This is a genomic window from Sphingobium sp. TKS (genome assembly GCF_001563265.1).
GTDB lineage: Bacteria > Pseudomonadota > Alphaproteobacteria > Sphingomonadales > Sphingomonadaceae > Sphingobium.
Genome location: NZ_CP005084.1, coordinates 771,219 through 786,516, shown reverse-complemented (window position 1 = coordinate 786,516; position 15,298 = coordinate 771,219). Strand labels below are relative to the sequence as shown.

Sequence of the window (15,298 nt, the reverse complement as noted above, 5' to 3'; positions counted from 1 at the left end):
GATGCTAGGAGGACCGCGACAGGGGGCGGTCATGTTGGCTCCAGCGACGGATACGCTCGGCTTGGCAGAGGGCATCGAGACTGCAATCTCGGCCATGGCCCTGCTCGACATCCCCGTCTGGGCAACGCTGGGCAGCGAACGTCTCCATAATATCGCGCTGCCCTCTCGGGTGACGCGCCTCATCCTGCTTCCCGACAATGATCGGGCCGGGCAATTGAGCGCGGCCAAAGCCCTTATCGCCTATCAAGACCCTGGCCGAATGGTACAGACGATCTGGCCGCCCATGGGCATGAACGACTGGAACGATGTCCACAAGATGGAAGGGAAGTGGGGGAGGTACTGGTGGCGAGAGGGGGCCTGATGGTCAGGTTCCCTCGCCAGGAGAACTATTCCATGAACCAGCTTCCTATACTCGTTCCCGCAGCGAACCTTACCAAATCGCCGTCTAACGTCCGCAAGGCCAGCGACCCCGTCGCCGATGCTCAGCTCGAAGCCAATATCGCTGCCAAGGGCATAAGGCAGAATCTCATCGGCCTGCCCGTCTCCCGCAAGAAGGGCCATTACCGCATCGCTGCGGGCGGCCGACGCCTCGACGCAGTCCATCGCCTGATCGAAAAGGGCATCTTCGCGGCGGATTATCAGGTTCCCGTCCTCGTCCTTCGCGAAGCCAAGGATGCGATCGCGACCAGCCTTGAAGAGAATTTCTTCAAGTTAAGCATGTCGCCTGCGGACACCTGCCAGGCCTTTCAGGATATCGTCCAGACCGAGGGCAAGACGCCGGCCGAGATCGCCAAACGGTTCGGGTTGACCGAGCGTTTCGTGCTTGGCCGGCTTCGCCTCGCTGATCTGGCGCCCTGCGTGTTTGACGCACTGCGCGATGGTGAAATCAGCATCGAGGTGGCCATGGCTTATGGCAGTAGCCCCGATCCCGCGCGCCAAGCGAACGTCTTCGAAGAGCTGGGCCAGGGCTATTACCGCGCCAATGTGAGCGAGATTCGGCGTCAGCTGGCACAGGGCAGCTATCGGGGCAGCGATCCCAAAGCCCTACTCGTCGGACGCGAGGCCTATCTCGCCGCTGGTGGCCGGATCGACAGCGATCTCTTCACCGACAACGCCACCGAGATGTGGATCGATGGCGATCTGCTCAGCCAAATTGCGAGTGACAAGTTGGCGCAGGCCGCCGAGGCGATCCAGGAACGGGAAGGCTTTGGAGAAATCCGCGTCGTGCCGACCACCCATATCGCTTATAGCGCCACCTGGGGTCTGAAGCCTGTCGATGGTGAGCAACCGCCGCTGACGCAGGAGCAGGAACAGCGTCTGGCCGACATCGAAACGGAACTTGAAGGCTTCGAAAATCCCGCCGACACCGACGAAAGCGAGGAAGAGGCCGAGGCACGTTATGATCGGCTGAATGCGGAATATGAGGCGATCCAGCAACGCGCGCCGATTCTGACCGAAGAACAGAAGGCCTCCGCTCTGGCCTATGTTGTGATCGGGCAGGACGGGCAGCCGCGCATCCATGAGCAGCTCTACATCGCCCCGTCGGCCGAGCCTGTCGATGAGGAGGAAGAGCCATCCGGCGAGGATGCGGAGGAAGAGGCCGCATCGGATGAAGAGGTTTCGGCCAAGCCTCGCATCAGCCAGCGTCTGGCCGAGGAACTGGCTGAGATGAAGGCCGAGCTGCTCCGTATCCATGTCGCCAGCGATCCCCGCTTCGCGCTCGATCTCGCCACCTTCTATATGGCTGACGCTGCGACCCGGAAATATCGGACCAGTGATCTTGCCACCGAGTTGCGTGCCAATGCGCCTTTTTCCCGGCTCACCGACTATAAGAGTGGGACATCGGCAGCCGAGGAGTGGATGAAGTGCGACGCCAGCCTTGATCGCAGCTGGACCGAACCTACCGATGAGCGGGAACGCTATGACGCCTTTTGCGCGCTTGCTGAGGAAGCCCGAGCCGCCTGGTTCGGCTGGTTGATTGCCCGTACGATGCAGGCCGTTCCTGCTGGTCAATCCGGGAGTCACTTTATCGATCACCTGGGTCAGAAACTGGAAATCGACGTCGCTTCATGGTGGCGGCCCACCGCGAACAACTATTTCGACCGGATCAGCAAGGCGTCGATCCTGTCGGAGTTCGAGGGGATTGGCGGGATTGAACTCAGCAGCCGTTACAGCGCCTCGAAAAAGCATGATCTCGCCTTGTCGGCCGAAAAGCTTTTCTCCGGCGCGCTGATCATCGAGGCTGACCTCAAGGAAAAGGCGTTGGCCTGGCTGCCCGACGCAATGCGCTTCAGCCCGCCGGTTGAGCCGGATGAAGACGACATCGAACCGGGCGCAAGCGGTGAAGATATTGCCGCGGATGCGCAAGTGCTGCCCCCGGCTGAGAACGACGACATCGCCCAGGCAGCCTGACAGCCTGCATTGATCATCCTTGGGGCTGTCGCCTTGCGCTGCGGCCCCTTTTTGCATCCGCCCTGTCCGGTCGCATGTCCGGCGCAGGTGGATGCCGACCGACCGAACCGGTCCCCAGCCAGGAAAATTTCATGACCCTTCCACTCTTCGCGCCCGTCGAGGCGCCCGATGCAGATGTGCCTCAAAAGGTCCGGCAGCTATTCGACGTTGCCCAAGCCGTGTCCGCATTGCTGGCGGCCTCCCGGCCGCCCAGCCGTCAGACGCTCAAGCGGCTGATGACGCAAAGCTTTGGAACCAGCGATGCATGGGGCGACTGGTCGATGCGTGACGCCTATGACGCACTCGAAGCCGCTCAGGTCCTTTTCCTTCGCGAGAGCGGGGCCAGCGAAGCGGAAAGCCGGACGGCTGAAGCGCGATTTGACGATCTGCTGTTCCTCCAGGACCGGCTTCCGACCCACAGCTATCGGTCCGAACATCAGGTGGCGATGCAGCAGTTCAGCACGCCGCTTGCCCTCTCCTGGCTCGTCAACCAGGCGGCCCGGATCGGCACCGATGATCGCCTCCTGGAGCCTTCGGCCGGCACAGGCATGCTGCTGGCCCATTGCGGGGCGGCACCAGCGCAAATCACGCTCAACGAACGCGATCCGGCCCGCGCCGCGCTGCTCGCGCTTGTCATGGGGCAGGCAGTCACCACCCATGACGCTGAATTCATCCATGACCATTTGCCGGTGGACATCAGTCCCTCCGTCATCCTCATCAATCCGCCTTTCAGCCGCAGCGAGGGCAGGGGCCGGGACCGACATGGCGGCGCCCGCCATCTGCGTTCGGCACTATTGCGCCTGGCGCCAGGTGGACGCTGCGTTGCGATCATGCCTTCAACCTTTGCCGCCGATGGCAGCGGCGCGGCGGCTTATGCTTCGGTGGCAGAGGTAGTGCCGCCCCGCGCCGAGATCACGATATTGGGATCGCCCTATGCCAAACACGGGACGAGCATCGCCGTCCGCCTGCTCCTGTTCGACAAGGGTTGGACGGGGTCTGCAACCTGTCATTGCGCGCCCGATATCCGCGCGGCGCTGGCCCCTGTCCTGGCACTGCCGCCAAGGCTGGACGGCTCTTCACTACCTGAACCATCCGCGCCCGTGGCAAGATTCCGGACTCGGCCGCCACGCGGCGCTGCCCCGTCGCCGCTTTTCAGTGCGCTTGCATCGCCGCGCCTTGCTCCACCGGCGCGATGGCCTGACGAGAAGGATGATCCGGAACCCTTAGATTATCAGATCCTGGACGAGCCCGTGCCGCCCGGTGAGCCGGTTGGGCTCTATACGCCCTGGCGGCTTGCCCGGATGACAATTGAGGGGGCAACGCGGCATCCCGACCAGCTTGTCGAATCCATGGCCATGGCGTCGGTCCTGCCGCCCGCGCCGAACTGGCGGCCGATGCTTCAGCGCAGCGCCCGGACGCAGCTGTCCGAGGCGCAGCTCGAAACAATCATCCACGCCGGTGAAGCTTTTGCGAGGGACCTGCCTGGCACATTCACCCCAAATAGCGCCGGCGACCAGCTTCATGAGGATGCGCAGGGGCGGTTCTACCGCTCCGGCTATTTCATCGGCGACGGTACGGGCGTCGGCAAGGGCCGGGAGGGTGCCGGCTGCATCCTCGACCAGTGGAACAGGGGCAATCGCCGCGCCATCTGGATATCGCGGAGCGCAGCCCTGCTCGAGGATGCGCGCCGGGACTGGAGCGCCCTTGGCGGCCTTCCCATCGATATCCAGCCCCTGGACGCTTTCCCCATCGGGCAGCCGATCAGCATGGCTTCGGGCATTCTCTTCCTCACCTATGCAACGTTGCGCTCCGCGCGCCATGAGACCGCCACCCGCCTGCAACAGATCCTTCAATGGACCGGATCGGATTTCGAGGGGGTCATCCTGTTCGATGAGTCCCACGCCATGGGCAATGCCGCCGGGACCGAAAATGATTTCGGGACCGCAAAGGGCTCGGACCAGGGCCTGGCTGGCGTCCGGCTCCAAAATGCGCTCCCCCGCGCACGCATCGCCTATGTCTCGGCGACCGGCGCCACCAAGCCTGAAAATCTGAGCTATGCCTCGCGGCTTGGTCTGTGGGGACCGGGCACCGCCTTTACCGATCGCAATGCCTTCATGGCTGCCATGGACGACGGCGGCATTGCCGCCATGGAAATCGTGGCCCGCGACTTGAAAGCCATGGGGCATTATACCGCCCGGGCATTGAGTTTCGCCGGCGTCGAATATGAGCCGCTCGAACATAAGCTGACCGCAGATCAGATTGCGATCTACGACGCTTACGCGGATAGCTGGGCGATCGTCCATCGCGGACTCCAGAAAGTCCTGGAAGCCTCCAACATCGTCGACCGCATGTCGGGTGCGACCCTCAACGCCCAGGCCAAGGGGGCGGCGCTCAGCCGGTTTGAGAGCGCCAAGCAACGCTTCTTTTCGCAGCTGCTGATCTCCATGAAGATGCCCACGGCGATCAAGGCGTTCGAGGCCGAGATCGCCGCAGGGCACGCGGTCGTCGTCCAACTCGTCACCACTGCGGAAGCTATATTGGATCGTCGTCTTGCGGGCCTGTCGGCGGAAGAACGCGCTACGCTGGATCTGGATTTGTCACCGCTTCAGATCCTTATCGACTATCTCACATCCGCCTTCCCCACGCGCCAGATGCGGGTCTTCCGCGCGAGCGACGACAGCATGCGATCGGAGCCTATGGCCGATTCCGAGGGGCGGCCGGTTCACTGCCAGGAGGCGATCGCGGCGCGTGAAGCCCTGATCGAGGAACTATGCTCCCTGCCGGCTGTGCCCGCCGCGCTCGATGCCATGATCGCGCATTTCGGGACCAATATGGTCGCCGAGGTAACAGGCCGCTCACGACGCATAGTCATCGACAGCCATGGCCGCCAGAAGGTCGAGCGCCGCAGTGCCCGCGCCAATATTGCGGAAACGCGGGCTTTCATGGATGGGATCAAGTCGATCCTGGTCTTCAGCGACGCCGGGTCGACCGGCCGATCCTATCATGCCGATCTTGCCTGCAAGAGCGCGCACAAGCGCCGCATTCATTTCCTGCTCGAACCGGGCTGGCGCGCGGACGTTGCGATCCAGGGCCTGGGGCGCACGCACCGTACCAACCAGGCGTTTCCACCGGTGTTCCGGCCGGTGACGACCGACTGCAAAGGCGAGCGGCGTTTTATCAGCACGATTGCCCGGCGCCTCGACAGCCTGGGCGCTTTGACGCGCGGCCAGCGTCAGACCGGTGGACAAAATCTCTTCGATCCGGCCGACAATCTCGAAAGCGATTATGCGCGCGAAGCGCTGACGCAATGGTATCATCTGCTGGGCGCGGGAAAGCTCGCCAGTGTCACCCTCAACGACTTCATGGACATGACCGGTCTCAAGCTTGTCGACGATGGCGGCGCATTGCTCGAACGGCTCCCGCCGATCCAGCGCTGGCTTAATCGCATCCTGGCTCTGCGGATCGCGACCCAGAACGCCATCTTCGAAGAATATATGGGCCTCATCCAGGCCCGCGTGGACGCTGCGCGTGAGGCGGGCACCTTGGATCTTGGCGTCGAAACGATCCGTGCGGAGAAGATCGTCACCTTGTCGGATCAGGTCCTTCGGACCGATCCGGTGACGGGCGCGGAAACAAAGCTCATGCGCCTGGAACTCCATTTGCGTCCGCACGCGACCAGTTGGAACCGCCTCATGCATCTCTGGGAAGAGACCCGCGACATCGCCTTTCTGCGCAACGGTCGGTCCGGTCGCGTCGCCTTGCGCGTGCCATCCTGGTCGATCACGGACGAGGACGGGCGGCCCATTGCCATGTGCCAGCTGGTCCGGCCGACCGGTACATCACGCATGGAAATCGCAGCGCTTGGGCATAGCCACTGGACCGTGATCAGCCGCCCGACGTTCAAGGACCTCTGGGATGCTGAAGTCGCTGAGACCGAGGCACGGCTCGACGTGGAAACCATCAGCGTCGCTACCGGTCTGCTGTTACCTGTATGGCACAAATTGCCGCAAGACGACGTTCGTGTCTGGCGGATCGACGATGGCACGGGATTATCGGTGCTGGGCCGTATCATCAGGCCATCGGCCCTCGACAAGTTGCAATCGGCGTTTGGGCTTGAACGGGCCATGAAGCTGAGCGCTGAAGAATTGATTGCCGCGGCGCAAAATGGAGAGGGGGCTTTTGTCCCCGGCCTTGGCGGGGCGAGACTGATATCGTCGATCGTCAACGGCAGTCGCAGAATAGAGATACGGGACTTCCAGCCTCATGACAGGGAATGGCTGAAGGCGCGCGGCGCGTTCAGTGAAATCATCCAGTATAAGACGAGATTATTTCTGCCACCCGAGAAGGCGGAAACAATCCTCAACGCTATTATCGTTGAACGATCCTGACAGCCGCCGCTCGGATTTCATCCCGATCATGCCGCCTTCGACCCGTTGAAACAGCCGAAGGCGGCATTCAGCCTCATGCGGTTTCGGTTACTGCTGCCGCCGGTTCGCCGCTCGCCGATGATGTCGGCTCGTCCGAGGGAATCTTGATGCCAAGCTTTTTGCGCGCAGCTTTGGGTGCCGACTTGGTTGTGTCCGCCGCAGGCGTCGTCGCCTTGGCATCAGGGACTGCTTTGGCGGCAACCAGCTTCTTGCCAGTCTTCGCGGCGGCCGGGCTCGCCTTCGCCTTCACCTCTGGTTTTGCCGCCTTTTCAGGAGCCGCCTTTGCGGGCTTCGCTTGCGCCTTGGGCTTCGATGTCTTGGCGGGAGCCTTGCTGGAAGTCGAAGGCGCTACCACCTTCGGCGCTGCCTTGGCCGGAACCTTATCGCTGACTGTCACAACTGCCGGTGTCTTGGCGGGTTCGGCAGTGGCATTATTCTTCGCGGGCGCGGCGGCGGCCTTGGTGTCTGCCTTCTTGCTGGTGGCGGGCTTGGAAGCTGGCGCCGCTGCCTTTGCAGCCGGTGCGGCCTCCGCCACCTTGGCAGTGGCGGGGAGCCGGCCCAGGCCCAGCTTGTTCGCGACTTCACGGCGCTGATCGGAATAGCTCGGTGCAACGAGCGGATAGCTTTGGGGCAGACCATAGCGGGCACGATATTCGTCCGGCGTCAGACCATGGCTCGCGAGATGCCGCTTGAGGGTCTTGTATGGACGTCCGTCGATCAGGCTGATGATATGCTCGCGGGATGCAAGGCTTTTGCGAATGCTGACAGCCGGAACATATTGGGGCGCGTCCTCGACGACAGGCGCTGTATCAGTCATCAAGGCCGTCCGGGTCGCATGGATGAGACCAGCAAGTTCATCGCTGGAGACGCTGTTCTTCGAAACAAAAGCGCTCAGCAGTTGAACCGTCAAAGTCGTGTAGTCGGGCTGTTGGGTGTCGGCCATGAGGACATTTCCTGGAATATTGAGAATGGATTGACCCTGGAGTCGGATCAGTTGCGAAACGGTAAAACCATGCCGCGTTAAGTTCAATGAGTCAAAGGAAAGGCGATAGGGTGAGGTAATATCCGTCGCAATTGATCATCCCAAGTCGAACGGTGCAACAGCCCAGAAGGAAGAGCATCCTATCTGGATGCTACTAAGGAAAATCTGATCATGATCATTCCCCATATGCAGCAGCGGGCGATGGTTCGCTCCCGTGGAAATGGTGAACCCTTCTGTCTCATTGAGAATGCCGAGGGCGAAATCATCCTTCTTTCTGAAGTCGAAGTCATCGAGTGTGGGATGGCTTTTGTCGATGCCATAATCTGGACGACCGACTTCGCGGAGGATGAAGCTATCGATCCTGCGCTCCTCGCCTGAATATTGGCACCGACCCGACGTGCCTCCTCTGGCAATCTCACGAGTCAGCATCGGGGAACCTCGCCTGAGGAGGGAAGTGGGTGTGGCGACATTGTGCGGCGCGCGTGTCGCAAGGGTTTGCGCATCCGCCTGTCCGTCCCCTCAATCCGCAAAAGGAAGCGTCCATGTCCGTAGCGCCAAACATCCTCCCTGCGCCGATCCTTTCCTACAGTCAGACAGAACCCGACAGCCGGGGCAATTTCCATTATGAGGGCGATCTCTACCGGCAGGGTGAAGCGCTGCCGGCGCTGTGTCATCGTATCGAGCAGCATCTGTTGGGGCTGATTGCAGGCGCCCGCTTCTCGGTGAGCAGCCAGGTCTTCACCGGCGGTCGCAAGATCATCGTTGAGTTGCTCGATGCGCCGGCGGACCTCACCGACCCACCAGCGCGTCATGCTTTCATCGTGATGATCCGTGATCAGGTCGAGCGCTTCGGCTTCACCCGTTCCAACCTCCTTCAGGACTTTATGAGTTGCGCCTTCTATACCGATATCAGGATCGGCAGGGCCTATTGGGCGGCCCTGTCTGCCCGGCGTGGTGCTGCCAATCCCGTTGTCAGCCGCATCTCGCTTGCCGCCTTTCGCAAGCAACTCAAGGTCGGTGATCGCATGACGCTTCTGTACGGCCCAAAGGGGCATCGGGCGCTCGGCACGACGCGGACCGTCACAGCCATCAGATCGCGAGATTTCGTGTTCGAAGGCCGCACTTTCATGGACTTCCCTCGCGCCGGCGCCTTTGCCTGCGATGGCAGGCTTATCCGCATCGCAATTGGCTCTGAACATGAACCTGATGCCCATCTCCTGTATGAATGGCTCCCGACCGATCAGTGTCAAGCCGATGCGATCAGCATGCCCGAGCAACCGGGCGGACTGTAAGGCCGGGCAGGCCGGGCAGCGAGACAGGAACGGGAGGGAAGAGGGTGGGATGGATGCGGACCGGGTGTGGATGCGCCCGAGGTCCAACTCGAATGAGGAGATCATCCCATGTCCAATCTCGTCCAGCACAGTGATGCATCGCCAGTTGGCGGTGCCTATCGCGTCGATATCTCACGGGGCCGCAATATCGGCCGGGTTTCCTCCGAATGGTATTCGCGACCCGATGACGAGAAGTTCCTCTCGTTGACCGACCTTTATGACAGCGTCCGCGCCCGCGCCGATCGCGCCACGACCCGGATCGTCGAAAGCAGGGCGGTTCGGGTCGAGGCGCGGTCCGAAGATGCCGAGCGCCTCAGCCTTTTCGTTCCCGGTGACGATCGCCCTGTTGCGCCCACCAACTGGTCTTTTGGCCAGCTTTCGAGCCTGGTCGGCGCGCCGGCTTCCTATCTCCGCTCACTGCCGGCGGCCCTAGCGGGCATCAATCTCCAGCACGGCCTGCTCGCTCATCGCGGTGAACAGGTGAAGCTGCTCCAGACCGAAGAGGGGCGCACGGAACTTCGGGCCGTTACCGGGCCGGATTACGGCCGTATCTGGGATTATGAATTGGTCTCCGCGGTGATGAAGATCGCGGGTAATGGTGTCGGTGATACGCGTTGGAAAGTTCCAGGCGTACTTGATTGGGGCAGCATGCACTATAACCCCTATGTCGATGTGACCCGCGACACGACGACCCTCTATGCGTCCGATCGCGATGTCTTCCTGTTCCTGGTTGACGACACCCATCCGATTGAGGCGGGCCGTCTTGCCAATGGCGATCCAGATCTCTTTTTCCGGGGATTTTATTGCTGGAATTCGGAGGTCGGCTCCAAAACCCTTGGCATGGCGACGTTTTACCTCCGCGCGGTATGCATGAACAGGAACATTTGGGGCGCGGAGAATTTCGAGGAAATCTCGATCCGGCACTCCAAATTCGCGGCCAATCGCTTCGCCCATGAAACTGCGCCGGCGCTTGAAAATTTCGCGGATTCCTCCCCTCGAAGCTTTATCGATGGCATTCGCACCGCGCGCGAGCGGATCGTGGCGCGCACCGACGAGGATCGCGAAACGTTCCTGCGTAAGCAGGGTTTTTCGAAGGCCGAAACCGGCAAGATCATTTCCACGGTGCTGGCCGAGGAAGGCCATCCGCCCGCCAGTCTCTTCGATTTCGTCCAGGGCATCACCGCCCACGCGCGGACGAAATCCAATCAGGACAATCGCCTCGACCTCGAGGCCAAGGGGCGCAAGCTCCTCGAAAAGGCGCACTGAGCGCCCGACGTAAATCCGCTTTTTCGATCCGCTTCGGCTCCGGCGCCCGCCGGGGCCGCAATTTCTCTTGCGAAAGGATACCGCCATGGGCGCTTCCCCTCAAATCCAGACCTTCATTGTCGAAGTCCAGTTCCTGAGCGGCGACGAGCAATATGGGATGGAGCTCTACACGATCGACGCGCCGAACTGGTATCGTGCCGAACAGCATGCGCTCGAACGCTCGGGCGAGAGCGTCTATGATAACGCGCTGATCCCTGATTTGCGGCGACGCGCTGTTGCCAGGCAGGTCTGAGAAGTATGGATCGATCTCCCGCGATCGGTCCCGCCGTCTACCTCTGTGTCGGACCCTTCAAATCCGGAGCAATTCCCATGTCCCGTTCCTCACGCGGGCTGGCATCCTTATTGTCAGCTTCTCCATCCTCAACCGGAACCCATCCAGAGCTGCGAAGTTCGAACGGCGAATTCCCAGCGCTGCCAGGGGCGGAAATCGGGCGTTACTGCGTCCTTGCCACCACTCATCTCTCTATGGCCACAGCGGCGATGCTCGATAGCTGGACCAATGGCCATGCGCATGAGGCGCCGATCACCGTTGCGCGCAACGCGCGTGGCTGGTTCGTCGCGACGCGGCAGTTCGATCCTGCGCGGGAATTTTCGCTTCCCGAGGATCTTATGGCTGCCATCCGCCTGGCACGCAGCCGGGGCATTGGTCTGCTGCATTTCGACTGCGACGGTCCGGTCCTCCCGGAACTGCCCGTTCATGACTGGTAGGGGAGTGGTCCTGCCGTCAGTGCCTTCAGGCGTGCCTGGAGATAGATCAGGCGGTCGGCGGCAAGTTCGGCCACATTGGCCTGGATCACATAGCCTTGCTGCCGCAGCACATCGCCAAGATCACGGACAATCGTGATCAGGTCCGGGGTGGAAATTCCGCTGTCCAACATGCGGAGTATCTCACGTTCTTCTTCGTCGAGTTCGCGCATAAATCCTCCCCGATCCGTGTCGATCCAGAGGGTGGTTGAAATCCTGGAGCATGGCCGGGTCGGGCACGATCGCCATCGACGCCGAGTCCGGCATGCGCCGAGAATAATATCTGATGCGCCTGACGGCAACGGCGACCTTTGCCGGCGATCGACGATAATCTGATCGATCCGTTCTTTTCAGTCATTCGTGGCGTGCCCCCCTTTCATCGGAGGTCTAGAGCGGTTTCCACACGAACTGAATCAGCAGGGGTTCCCTTTGCTGCGCTGATGTGATTCACGCTGTCTGCTGGTGGCAGGAGGCCAGCATGGATGGCACGAACGCTTTCACAGGACCTGCGGGACAGGGTCATTGCTGCGATTGATGGGGGTTTGAGTTGTCGGGCTGCGGCTGACCGGTTTGGTGTCAGCGCATCGAGCGCGATCCGCTGGCGGCAACGCGCGCTGGAACATGGTGAGGCTGTTGCCAAGCCACGTGGCGGAGACCGGCATTCGGGCAGGATCGAGGCGCATGGCGGCTTCATCCGTGAACTGCTTGCCGAACAGGGCGACATGACCCTTGTCGAAGTTCAGGCTCGGTTGATCGATCGTGGCGCCCCGGTCGGGATCGGCACGCTGCATCGCTTTTTCGTGCGCCACGGCATCACGCGGAAAAAAAGACCGGGCACGCGATCGAGCAAGACCGTCCCGACGTTCTGAAGCAGCGTCGCCACTGGTTCGACGGTCAGCTCGATCTGGAACCAGAACGCCTGGTCTTCATCGACGAGACCTGGACGGCGACCAACATGACCCGCAGCCATGGCCGCTGCGCCAAAGGCAAGCGTCTGCGGATGGGCTTCCCGCACGGCCATCGCAAGACGACCACGCTGGTGGCCGGCCTGCGCATGACCGGCATGATTGCGCCGATGGTGCTCGACGGCCCGATCAACGGCGACTGGTTTGAAGCCTACGTAGCTCAAGTGCTCGTGCCGGAACTGCGACCGGGCGACATCGTCATCTTGGACAACCTGTCGAGCCACAAGCGTGCGTCGGTCCAAGTGCTCATCGAGGCCGCAGGTGCAACCCTGCGCTTCCTTCCACCCTACAGCCCGGACTTCAACCCAATCGAGAAGGCGTTCTCCCGGCTGAAGGCAATGCTGCGCAAAGCGGGCGAGCGAACCGTCAGCGGGCTTTGGGGCCTGATCGGAAAGCTCGTCGATATCTTCCTGCCCGACGAATGCGCCAATTACTTCAAATCGTGCGGATATGAACCGGAATGAGTGGAAACCGCTCTAACATGGACATTATCGTTACGCGCGTCCGGCTTCCGGGCGCGGCGCTGCTGTTCGAATATCGCGCGTTGGTACCCTGGACGGCACTTGCAGCGGGCCGACAGGCCATGCTTCCCTCGATCCTTGGTCCCCATATTGGGGGCCGGCTTCAATGTGTACGCCTAGCACCGCTGATCGCGCCCGATCGCTATTTTCCCATGCGGGAACCTGAACGGTCCTATCTGGCTCGTCGCGTCGGTCTCGTGGCCCGCCGGGTCGAAACGCTGGTTGTTCGAGCGGTTTTTCCCGAAATGACTGCCGATATGCTGCCGATCCATTATCGCGGCGATCATGGGACAGGCGATGCCTGCCATTGCGTTCCGATTATTGACCTCGCCAATGCATTCGATCGGCTCGAGCCGGCTGTCGATGCGCTGATGGCATGCGATCTCGGACTTTACCAGGGCTGCGCCCAAAACGCGGCCTGAGCTTCACATGAAAGGATCAGCATATGAACCAGAGTGAAGAGTTCAGTCTCGAAACTGCGGCGTGCCTCTGGGAAGCCGTGCTCGCTTTGCGGGACCAGACCAGTGGCGATCAGGCCGCAAAGCTTTTGGCTGCGGCTATTGCGCGCAGTTTCGAGACCGTCGGGACCGCTGCATTGCGCCTGATTGTCGTGGGTTGGACGAGCGCTGTCGAGAAAGCCTGGCAGGAAGTCAGCGCGACCTATCCGCTCTGCTTTGATTGGGATTTTGTGCCGGGCTGGGTGATCGACAATATCGACTGGTCGGATGCTGAAAATCCACATCGAATATCGAAAGAGTCGGACCCAATAGAGCTGCTCACGCCATGCGTGCCACCGGAACCCGCAGGCCCGCAATAGGGAGGAAGGAGGGGGACTGAAGGATGGATCGGAGGAATGGACCTCCATCCCACGGAGCATAACGATATGTCGCTTCCAGCCAGCATTCAGCCGTCCGTCGGTCAGTCGCTGATCACCCGCGTCTCGCGCCTGTTCAACGGCACAATTCATGACGTCCTTCATGAACTGTTACAGAATTCCCGCCGCGCAGGCGCGAGCCGGATCGACATCGATGTGACCGACATCGATGGGGTCCAGAAACTGATCTTCTCCGATGACGGTTCCGGCATCGATGATCCGTCGGCCCTTGTGACATTGGGCTATTCCGGCTGGGACAAGGACATCGCGCGACGCGAGGATCCCGCTGGCATGGGTGTTTTCAGTCTTGCCGGTCACCACGTCATCATCAGATCCTGGTCGCGCGCTGCGGGGCAGGGCTGGGAGGTCGAAATTCCCGAAAACGCCTGGGAGGGCGACATGGCTCTTGCCGTGGAGTGTTCTTCCCGAACTGCCGGCACTCAGCTTGAGATCACGCTCCCTGAACAGTGGATCGAGCGCTTACCGGATTCCGTTCGCGAAGCATCGCGCTATTTCCCGCTCCCTGTCATCTTTAACGGAACTGAGTTGCCCAGAGAAGATTTTCTGGCCGGCGCTATTCGGATCGAAGAATGCCGGGGATGCAGGATCGGGATATTTTCGGCCGCCGGTTATGATCCCAATGACGCACCCCGGTTCAATTTTCATGGTGTCACCGCGCCATGCCTAATGCCGTCCGTGTTGGAGATCGGAACCTTCGACCGTTGGCACGTCAAGATCGACATCGTCGATGCGCCGGACCTGCAACTCGTTTTGCCGGCCCGAAAGGAGATGGTAGAGAATGACGCCCTTGCCACGCTTCGGCTCGAGGCGGAAACCGGCATCTATCGTGTCATTGCGCAGCAGTCCAACCATCGTCTTTCCTTCAAGCGCTGGAAACGTGCTGAGCAATTGGGCGTGACCCTGGCTGAGGCGGCTCCATGGCTCGAAGCGTGGATGCCCATCACTGCTGACAGCCAGGGTCGAGAATGCGGTGGCCCTGTGCGTTCAGCAACGATGATCATCGTGCCCCGGTTCGATGTGGATATAGAGCAAGGCGCAGCCCCGATACTGCAAGATGCCGCGCGAATGGGCGGTGAAGTGGTATGCGCCGAGGAACAATTTGCTGGCTATAGCTGGTATGACCGGCTCCCCCGACTGGACAAGATTACATTCTCGATCGAACGGAATGGCGAGAAGGCGGTCTATGGAGACGATCCCCTCGATGCTGCGTTCGCTTCCGGACCCGTCGATTCAATCCACCTCGACCTTGTTATTGCCGAATCTACTTTGCCGGAAGCACGAAGAAACCATCTCAGCTATCCACTGGAGATGCTCGTCTGCGGCAATGGTGGAACTGAACTGGATGAAGCCATCATCTTATTCGATGCCAAGGCAAAGATAGCGCCGTCCCTGCTTGCCTGGTGGATGAAGAGCTGCATTTTCTGCGCGTCCGACGATGCCAACAGCGATAGTTGGAAAACCCAGAGCCAATTTTTTGAGCGCGACGCACGCGATCTCGCCAATGCGCTTCTGCTTGGCGAGGAAGCCGCACTGATAGAGCAAATTCGCGATGCGGTTGAACGCAAGGTCCAGTGGTTGCATCCGAAGGGGCGAACTCTCGCGCTGACTGCGACGCGCGACAGCCTCTCCGTCACGCTCGACAAGCCCGCCTGAAAT

13 protein-coding genes and 1 pseudogene are annotated in these 15,298 nt (G+C 61.0%); 12 read left to right on the top strand and 2 right to left on the bottom strand.

Annotated features, from left to right (window positions below):
* Positions 1 to 31 precede the first annotated feature (31 nt).
* From K426_RS32670 to K426_RS24360, 3 genes are all read left to right on the top strand, one after another.
* Positions 32 to 361 carry a toprim domain-containing protein gene (locus tag K426_RS32670; RefSeq protein ID WP_237230108.1) on the top strand — a complete coding sequence of 110 codons (330 nt, stop codon included), beginning with the start codon at positions 32 to 34 and terminating at the stop codon, positions 359 to 361.
* A gap of 32 nt (positions 362 to 393) precedes the next feature.
* On the top strand, positions 394 to 2,412 hold the full coding sequence (locus tag K426_RS24365; protein WP_066563202.1) for a ParB/RepB/Spo0J family partition protein: 2,019 nt from the start codon (positions 394 to 396) through the stop codon (positions 2,410 to 2,412).
* A gap of 131 nt (positions 2,413 to 2,543) precedes the next feature.
* Positions 2,544 to 6,839: a strawberry notch-like NTP hydrolase domain-containing protein gene (locus tag K426_RS24360; RefSeq protein WP_082749194.1), complete on the top strand. Its 4,296-nt coding sequence runs from the start codon at positions 2,544 to 2,546 to the stop codon at positions 6,837 to 6,839.
* 655 nt (positions 6,840 to 7,494) lie between these two features.
* On the opposite strand, the pseudogene K426_RS33155 reads toward K426_RS24360, so the two are convergent.
* Positions 7,495 to 7,821 (bottom strand): annotated as a pseudogene (locus K426_RS33155) (MucR family transcriptional regulator); the annotation flags it as partial.
* A 210-nt stretch (positions 7,822 to 8,031) separates the two neighbouring features.
* Here K426_RS33155 and K426_RS24350 point away from each other — a divergent pair.
* The 5 genes from K426_RS24350 to K426_RS24330 all read left to right on the top strand — a co-directional run bounded on the left by K426_RS24350 (position 8,032) and on the right by K426_RS24330 (position 11,225).
* Positions 8,032 to 8,238: a hypothetical protein gene (locus K426_RS24350; protein ID WP_066563192.1), complete on the top strand. Its 207-nt coding sequence runs from the start codon at positions 8,032 to 8,034 to the stop codon at positions 8,236 to 8,238.
* Positions 8,239 to 8,402: 164 nt separating this feature from the next.
* Positions 8,403 to 9,152, top strand: a complete 750-nt coding sequence (locus K426_RS24345; protein WP_066563961.1) for a hypothetical protein — start codon at positions 8,403 to 8,405, stop codon at positions 9,150 to 9,152.
* 108 nt (positions 9,153 to 9,260) lie between these two features.
* Positions 9,261 to 10,457 carry a hypothetical protein gene (locus K426_RS24340; protein WP_066563187.1) on the top strand — a complete coding sequence of 399 codons (1,197 nt, stop codon included), beginning with the start codon at positions 9,261 to 9,263 and terminating at the stop codon, positions 10,455 to 10,457.
* Positions 10,458 to 10,542: 85 nt separating this feature from the next.
* Positions 10,543 to 10,749: a hypothetical protein gene (locus tag K426_RS24335; RefSeq protein ID WP_066563186.1), complete on the top strand. Its 207-nt coding sequence runs from the start codon at positions 10,543 to 10,545 to the stop codon at positions 10,747 to 10,749.
* A gap of 233 nt (positions 10,750 to 10,982) precedes the next feature.
* Positions 10,983 to 11,225 (top strand): DUF5983 family protein, encoded by a 243-nt coding sequence (locus K426_RS24330; RefSeq protein WP_066563183.1) that lies wholly within the window; start codon positions 10,983 to 10,985, stop codon positions 11,223 to 11,225.
* On the opposite strand, the gene K426_RS24325 is transcribed toward K426_RS24330, so the two are convergent.
* The gene (locus K426_RS24325; protein ID WP_066563178.1) at positions 11,213 to 11,434 is read right to left on the bottom strand and encodes a hypothetical protein; all 222 of its coding nucleotides are present in this window, start codon (positions 11,432 to 11,434) and stop codon (positions 11,213 to 11,215) included. The two genes, K426_RS24330 and K426_RS24325, sit on opposite strands and share 13 nt — an antisense overlap.
* A gap of 309 nt (positions 11,435 to 11,743) precedes the next feature.
* Here K426_RS24325 and K426_RS30560 point away from each other — a divergent pair.
* The 4 genes from K426_RS30560 to K426_RS24295 all read left to right on the top strand — a co-directional run bounded on the left by K426_RS30560 (position 11,744) and on the right by K426_RS24295 (position 15,295).
* Positions 11,744 to 12,690, top strand: a protein-coding gene (locus tag K426_RS30560) for an IS630 family transposase (RefSeq protein WP_145907671.1) whose coding sequence is annotated in 2 segments (ribosomal slippage) — positions 11,744 to 12,080 and positions 12,080 to 12,690 — 948 coding nt in all. Because the reading frame shifts where the segments join, the coding sequence is not laid out codon by codon here.
* 17 nt (positions 12,691 to 12,707) lie between these two features.
* Positions 12,708 to 13,169 carry a hypothetical protein gene (locus K426_RS24305; RefSeq protein ID WP_066563166.1) on the top strand — a complete coding sequence of 154 codons (462 nt, stop codon included), beginning with the start codon at positions 12,708 to 12,710 and terminating at the stop codon, positions 13,167 to 13,169.
* 23 nt (positions 13,170 to 13,192) lie between these two features.
* A complete protein-coding gene (locus tag K426_RS24300) occupies positions 13,193 to 13,564 on the top strand; it encodes a hypothetical protein (RefSeq protein ID WP_197672815.1) in 372 nt (123 codons plus the stop codon).
* 36 nt (positions 13,565 to 13,600) lie between these two features.
* Positions 13,601 to 15,295 carry an ATP-binding protein gene (locus K426_RS24295; protein WP_066563164.1) on the top strand — a complete coding sequence of 565 codons (1,695 nt, stop codon included), beginning with the start codon at positions 13,601 to 13,603 and terminating at the stop codon, positions 15,293 to 15,295.
* Positions 15,296 to 15,298: the final 3 nt, after the last annotated feature.